Origin of the sequence: Roseateles aquatilis (genome assembly GCF_002205645.1) — a bacterium.
In the GTDB taxonomy this organism is placed as follows: domain Bacteria; phylum Pseudomonadota; class Gammaproteobacteria; order Burkholderiales; family Burkholderiaceae_C; genus Roseateles; species Roseateles aquatilis.
In genome coordinates this window covers 166075-172448 of sequence record NZ_NIOF01000012.1, presented here as the reverse complement: position 1 = coordinate 172448, position 6374 = coordinate 166075, and the positions used below count along the sequence as shown (strand labels likewise).

Here is a 6374-nt window from a genome sequence, read left to right as displayed (position 1 = left end):
CGCCGGCCGAATATGCCCGTAGGATCAAGGAGATGGGGCCTGCCTAATGGCCCCGAGACTGGCCGGGACTAGCGCATCGCGTGGCTCGAAGAATCCAAGCGGATCAATGGAGCCATCTTCTCTGGAAATCAGTGTCTCGGAGAAACCGGGCAGGTCAGCAGTACACGTCACGCGCCATTCCAGTCTCGATGGTGTACCCCCGGCACCGCCACCTGTCCCCGGTGGTGCGCTCATTCCACGATTGGGTCCGGGCGGTCTTCGATGACTCGGCCCGGTTCGAGAAGATGCCGATGCCGGCCGTGCTGGCGAGTCCGCCGATCCTGGAGTAGGGGCCTCACTCTTGGGCTGAATCGAAGAGTGAACTCAAGCGCGGGCACCTTTTCTTCGGGGTGCCGCGCACGACGACGCGTCCCAGATTGACGCCGTCGCACCGATGACCAGACGCGATGTGAATCGCCCCGATTTCCGTGGAGGTCATCTGGTTTGAGTTTTGGCTTGGCGCGGGTATTGGGGGCTTGGCCGGTTATCCCATCAATCAACTGGCTTCTATTTTCTATCTTGTGGGGGTCTGTGGTTGAAGGGGCGCCCAAGGAAGTTCTTGGAACGTTCTCTGCAGTCTGCAGAAGTGCTAGTCATTCGATGTCTGTAGTGCCTTACAGGTTGACCGACCCCTGTCGAATGGGCATCGTTGGGGTGCCTCTGACTTGGAGGTTTATTTTTCTCTGAAACATATGAATCAAATCAAATCCGAAGATATGAATCTGGATGCGAGCGCGCTGGATCGCTTTGCTGAGTTTCTAAAGGCAAGCGAAGAGCAAATGGCACCCGCTCAAGTCGTGATGGTTGCTCACGACTCCAACAACGACAACCTGATCTAACTCAGTTCGGTCGCAAGGCGGAGGGGGCTTTGCGCACTCTCCGTTCACCGTGGATTTTCGGTGTTGCATGAAATTTCCTGTCAGTTTTATATTTTTCGTGGGAGGCCTCGCGCTGAGTTCTCTCTCCTTGCATTGTCTGAGATTCGGTGTGGCGTGGCTGGCCATGCGAGAAACTGGATCAGCGGTGGTCTTTGCGGCAATATTCGGTGCATCGAGTTTGGTTGAGATTTACTCGAAGCCACTGCTGGCTCCGCTTGCGGACTATTTTGAGCGACTGGCAATCGTGCGCGCTTGCGGGGCGCTTGCGACAGCGCTGGCAATACTTCTGGTTCTGCAGGTCCTTTTGCTTCCATTTTCCCTTTGGCTCCTTGCTCTGCTGCTGATGGTGCTAAGCATGGTGGCTGCCTTGCGAGATCCCGCATCCGCGGGCCTGGTGCCGAACCTGGTTTCCGCAAACCAACTGACGAGTGCCTTGGCGCTCAGGTCAACGGTGGCATCTGTTTCGAGCTTGGTGGGGCCAATGATCGGTGCATTGCTCCTGGCCGCGGGTGGCATACCGACCGCCATGGCAGCGGCGGTCGTAGCGTCTGCAGCGGCGGTGCTCCTATGGTTTCAAATGTCCACCCCGAAAGGGGAGTCAGCCTCATGTCCTTCGCGGTCTGCATGGCCCCAGTATCTATCCTCTTGGCACTTGAGGATGTACGACGGCTTGCGCGCTGTTTTTCTGACGCGGGCTGAAAGAATGATGGCTCTCGTTGTGGCATTGACAAATGCGGGCCTATTTCCCTTCTTTGCCGTTACCTTGCCCTTGTGGGTAAACCGCGACCTGAATTCGAGTCCGCTGATGATGGGGGCCATGGAGGCCGGCTTCAGCATTGGGATCCTCATGGGAAGTTTGGGAGGTACCCGTCTGCTCAACGCCAGATTTGGGCGATACGCCACCCTAATTTTTGGCAACGGCGCGCTGGGCGCGGGTCTCGTGGCTGCTTCGGTCACGCGGGTCCCGACATTCATTCTTGTTTCCATGCTCGTTGGCGGGCTCGGTTTCTCGCTATTCAATATCAATGCAAGCTGGTTGAGGGCCGCGGCCACGCCCGACAACTTCCGGTCTCGCATGAACGCGGGAGTAGCATTCATGTCATGCTTCCTGAATCCATTCGCGGCTCAGTGTTTTGGATATTCGATCGAGGCCGTGGGCGCAGCAGCATCGGTTGCTGCGAGTGGCACCTTGATTCTGGTATCCACTGCCTTGCTCCTGCTCAATAAAGACCTTCGAGTCCTACTCGGCTTGAATGAGCAGGCCGTGGTTGGAATATATGCAAAGCTATACCCAACTGCATTTGCCAATCGTCGATGACTTTCATCTATCAATTAAAGCAGATGACTGAAGTTAGATTGAGTTCAAGTTTGCGAGCGCGCAACGTCTCCGATTCCATAGCCTTGGCAATTGAGATCGCTAAATCGCGCGGAATCTCCCGCGTGGTAGACACCACATGGCTTGATCGAATCGGCATCCCAGTTTTTGCGTCGATCCGACCGGATGGTGCCAAGGGCACATTGTGTGTGCATGCCGGAAAAGGCTATACATCGGATGAGGCGAAAATCGGAGCGTACATGGAGGCGATCGAGTTTTCGTTTGCGCAGCCCGGGCGGAATGTCGTGCCGTGGTCTCTAAAAAAACCAATGGACGTACTCAAATCGTTCCACGGGAACATCCAGTTTTCGGATTTTGCACCGCGGCTCGGGAAGCGCATTTCCGTCGACGACGAGATTGCCGTCGTAGAAGGGACGGAGCTCCTGACAGGTTTGGGAATGGTCCTGGTGCCCGCTGAGCTTGTCTATCACCCATTTTTTGAGAATCCCGGAGTCAGGCTCTACGGTACGACGACCAACGGCTTGGCATCCGGAAATACCGTTGACGAGGCGACAGTGCATGGACTCGCTGAGGTCATGGAACGTCATGTTCGTTCGTTTGAGATATTGGACGACAATTCGACTTTGGTGAGGCCGGATACAGTGCCGCCGAGGATCGGCTCCATGATCTCCCGGGTCGAGATGGCAGGACTTCGCTGCCATCTCCGTTTCAGCACCAACCCTTTCGGTCTGCCCTATTTTTCCGCGTATGTGCTCGAGCGCGACGAGTTCAGTCCAATTTCCGTGGGCGCCGGATTCGGACTCCACCCCATAAGTGATATCGCTGCGGTGCGCGCGATTGCGGAGGCCGTCCAAGGACGGCTCAGTCACATTCATGGCGGGCGGGACGACATTATCAAACGCGTCGATGTGTCAAATGATCTCGGTCGCGAAGCAGAGCTGCTCGCCATCAAACGGCTACGAGAAATCGCCAGCAGAGCGACTGACAATATTGCGTTTGCGGATATTCCGACCTTCGATCGGGTGAACTCGATCTCTTCAGCGCAGCAATGCTTGCTTGATGCTTTGTGGGGAGCGGACCTGAAGCACGTCGTACGTGTCGTGCTGTCCCCACCGGGATACCCATTCGCGATCGTCAAGGTTCTTGTTCCAGGCGCGGAAATGTATGAACCCAAGCTTCAGCGTGTTGGTCCACGGATTTTGAAGGAATTTCAGAATGGCCGATAAGATTTTTGTCTTTGCTGGACCGTCATTGTTTGGCACCGGATTGGCGCCCGCTTCCACACCTTACATAGAGTGGCTTGCACCCGCTCGCCGAGGTGATGTCGAGCAATTGAAAGACAACATAGATGAGCCCGGCACCATTGGTTTGGCGGACGGAACCTTCCACACCTATCCCTCCGTCAGTCATGTCGAAATTCGCGATGCGATTGGCAACGGTTGGAAGGTGTTCGGGCTTTGCTCCATGGGGGCTATTCGCGCGGCGGAGATGCAGCACATGGGCGTGCATCCTTGGGGCAGGGTAGCAGAGCATTTCTGCCGCCATCCCGAAACTCCAGATGACGAGGTGGCGCTTGTCCATGGTGATGAGATTCCATTTGTTCCGCTCTCCGAGCCGCTAGTCCATATCCGTGAGTTCCTTTTGCACATGGAGCGTGCAGCTGTTCTCCATAGTGACCAAGCCGCTGAAGTCGCTGCATATTTCTCAGGAGTTTGGTATGGCGAACGTACCCTGGAAGCACTCCGCGAGAGCCTGTTGAGTATTCTGGGCGTGGCGGAACTGCCCCAGATTGCTGCGCAGGCGCTTTCAAATTTTTCCCGCTTTCGTCTCAAGCAAGCAGATCTGATCTCCTTTGTGTCCCAACAACCCTGGCTGGAGAAATAGGAATGGTAAAGCGTTGTCTTGTTAGTGAGATTGGTGGAGCTCCCTTTTTAGATGATGGGCTGCAGACATCCAGTCTCGCAACACTCGCATGCGCGGTTCGGCAGCGCAATGCTGGAAATGCGCGTCCGCTCAATGACTATTTGCAGCCATCGGTCGCACGCCAATGCTACCTTCATACCCATGCGCAACCGATTCCAGAGCTGCCATCGACGGAGCTCGCCGCCGACAACGTCGAATCCATACAGGCTACTTGCCAGAGGATTGTCAAGATAATGCCGATCTGGAGGGGGCTGTTTAGTTTGCCAATCGCATGGAAGCTATTGGGTAGTGACTTGATAAGTTCAAGTAATCCACTTATCCCGCAATACATCTTCTTGGGGCGGCGAGCCTTCAATGGGCCGCAACCCCTTGAAGAGATTATCATCCATGAACTGTCTCACATCTGGGTAGCAATGATCGCGGAAGTCGCGCCACTCGCGGCACCGACAGGACCTATCTATACGCTGCCTTCAGGTACTTCCGGTAAGAACGCAGTTCAGATCTTGTATGCTGCGACGTTTGCCACAGCCGTCGTCAGATACTTCCGTGCCTGCGTTTCGTCAGGAAACGCAAGCGACCAAGAGATCGCCAGACTCAAGCGGCGAGAATCATATGCCGCAGGCTGTCTTGATATCATTTCTGATTCCAACCAATTGCTGGAGGACGGACGTTTTCTTGCCGCATCTTGCAAACGCATTCTGGAGAGTTGAAGAACCATGGTCGTCGTGACGTTACCTTCGCAGCTCGCCGGATTGGCGGGCGGTCGACGAAATTTCGAGCTGCAAGCTCATACACTCTCCGAGGTGTTCGAGCGACTCCATGAACAGGTTCCCATGATCAGATCGCAGATTTTCGATTCTTCCGGGGCTCTCCGACAGTTTGTCGCTGTATTTGTCGACGGCAAACAGGCTTATCTCCAGGGTGCTGGCAATGGTTCATTGCATGCAGAGAGTCAGGTCTTGATTGTTCTATCAGTTGCCGGAGGTTGAGGATGTTGAATGGTCCTACCGAGGCTGCCTACTATGCCCGTCACTTCCGATTGCCTGGCTTCAACCAGGAAACGCAAAGAAAACTCCAGCAAGCGCGTGTGTTGATCATTGGAATGGGTGGTCTGGGATGCCCCGCAGCGACTTATCTTGTGGGAGCCGGGGTGGGTACCCTTGGCCTCTGCGATGCAGATGAAGTGTCGTTGTCCAACCTGCATCGGCAGGCACTGTTCGACATGCACTGCATCGGAGAAAAGAAGATCAAGGCAGCCAGTCGACGTCTCCGGACGATGAATCCGTTCATCTCTGTTGTGGAACTTGATCAGTTTGTGGGCCGAGCTGGATTGCAGGATCTGATCCGCGACTACCACGTTGTCATCGATTGCACGGATAACTTCGCCTCGAAGTACGACATCAATGATGCCTGCGAATCGGCAGAAATACCGTTGGTGTATGGATCAATTTTCCAATTCGAGGGCCAGGTGTCCGTCTTCCATCTTCCGGGGATAGGAGGGGATCGAGGATATTCCTATCGGGATATCTATCCCTCCGCGCCGCCCAGCGGATTGGCGCAGAACTGTGGCGATGCAGGTGTGCTCGGAGTATTGCCGGGCATGATCGGCGCACTTCAAGCCAACGAAGCTATCAAAGTGATAGCGGGAATCGGCGAGCCGCTGGCGGGGACTCTTCTCGTGTTCGATGCGCTCGGGGCGGTCAGCCAACGACTTGAGCTGAAGCGGCGAGACGAGTCGATTCAATCCGGCGAATCACTTGAATACGCGACTGTGAATGAACTGTCTGTCTTGGAACTTTGCGAGAGACTGCAAGGAGAGGCTGCGCCAGTCTTGCTCGACGTGCGTGAAGTCGCTGAACGCGAAGCACTGTCTCTTGGCGGCATACACATTCCGCTTGGAGCTCTCGCATCGCGTTTGGGGGAGATCCCGATGGATCGTGACCTCGTGATTTACTGTCAATCGGGGTTGCGCGCTTATAAGGCGGCGCTTTATTTGACTAGCGAACGAAGCGGGCAGCAGGTATTCAGCCTGCAGGGCGGAGCCAGCGAGAGCGCTCGAGTGCTCTTGGAGAGATTGAAGGAGAGCCCGCGAGGGAAGGATGATCGACGGCTGAGCCAGAGCTCCGGCGGTCTGTCCGGCAGGCCCGGCGCGGATGTCTAGCTGCCTCCCGGCAATCCATACCCTGACCACGACCCCA

The 6374-nt window shown here is 55.6% G+C and carries 7 protein-coding genes; all 7 read left to right on the top strand.

Annotated elements, in window-relative coordinates; all coding sequences use genetic code 11:
- Window positions 1-731: 731 nt before the first annotated feature.
- The gene (locus CDN99_RS28750) at window positions 732-878 is read left to right on the top strand and encodes a hypothetical protein (RefSeq protein ID WP_158218924.1); all 147 of its coding nucleotides are present in this window, start codon (window positions 732-734) and stop codon (window positions 876-878) included.
- A 67-nt stretch (window positions 879-945) separates the two neighbouring features.
- Window positions 946-2235 (top strand): MFS transporter, encoded by a 1290-nt coding sequence (locus CDN99_RS22025; RefSeq protein ID WP_088387052.1) that lies wholly within the window; start codon window positions 946-948, stop codon window positions 2233-2235.
- Complete coding sequence (locus CDN99_RS22020) at window positions 2232-3479, top strand: YcaO-like family protein (protein ID WP_088387051.1); 1248 nt, start codon at window positions 2232-2234, stop codon at window positions 3477-3479. Before CDN99_RS22025 ends, CDN99_RS22020 begins: the two co-directional genes overlap by 4 nt.
- Window positions 3469-4137 carry a TfuA-like protein gene (locus CDN99_RS22015; protein WP_088387050.1) on the top strand — a complete coding sequence of 223 codons (669 nt, stop codon included), beginning with the start codon at window positions 3469-3471 and terminating at the stop codon, window positions 4135-4137. The genes CDN99_RS22020 and CDN99_RS22015 overlap by 11 nt, the downstream gene beginning before the upstream one ends.
- A gap of 2 nt (window positions 4138-4139) precedes the next feature.
- Window positions 4140-4886, top strand: coding sequence for a hypothetical protein (locus CDN99_RS28400; protein WP_141100919.1), 747 nt, complete (start codon window positions 4140-4142; stop codon window positions 4884-4886).
- 6 nt (window positions 4887-4892) lie between these two features.
- A complete protein-coding gene (locus tag CDN99_RS28395; RefSeq protein WP_141100918.1) occupies window positions 4893-5165 on the top strand; it encodes a ubiquitin family protein in 273 nt (90 codons plus the stop codon).
- A 2-nt stretch (window positions 5166-5167) separates the two neighbouring features.
- Window positions 5168-6337: a HesA/MoeB/ThiF family protein gene (locus CDN99_RS22010; RefSeq protein WP_088387049.1), complete on the top strand. Its 1170-nt coding sequence runs from the start codon at window positions 5168-5170 to the stop codon at window positions 6335-6337.
- Window positions 6338-6374: the final 37 nt, after the last annotated feature.

Coding starts and splice junctions, on each gene's coding strand:
- CDN99_RS28750 (WP_158218924.1), top strand. CDS start 732: ATGAATCAAATCAAATCCGAAGATATGAATCTGGATGCGAGCGCGCTG.
- CDN99_RS22025 (WP_088387052.1), top strand. CDS start 946: ATGAAATTTCCTGTCAGTTTTATATTTTTCGTGGGAGGCCTCGCGCTG.
- CDN99_RS22020 (WP_088387051.1), top strand. CDS start 2,232: ATGACTTTCATCTATCAATTAAAGCAGATGACTGAAGTTAGATTGAGT.
- CDN99_RS22015 (WP_088387050.1), top strand. CDS start 3,469: ATGGCCGATAAGATTTTTGTCTTTGCTGGACCGTCATTGTTTGGCACC.
- CDN99_RS28400 (WP_141100919.1), top strand. CDS start 4,140: ATGGTAAAGCGTTGTCTTGTTAGTGAGATTGGTGGAGCTCCCTTTTTA.
- CDN99_RS28395 (WP_141100918.1), top strand. CDS start 4,893: ATGGTCGTCGTGACGTTACCTTCGCAGCTCGCCGGATTGGCGGGCGGT.
- CDN99_RS22010 (WP_088387049.1), top strand. CDS start 5,168: ATGTTGAATGGTCCTACCGAGGCTGCCTACTATGCCCGTCACTTCCGA.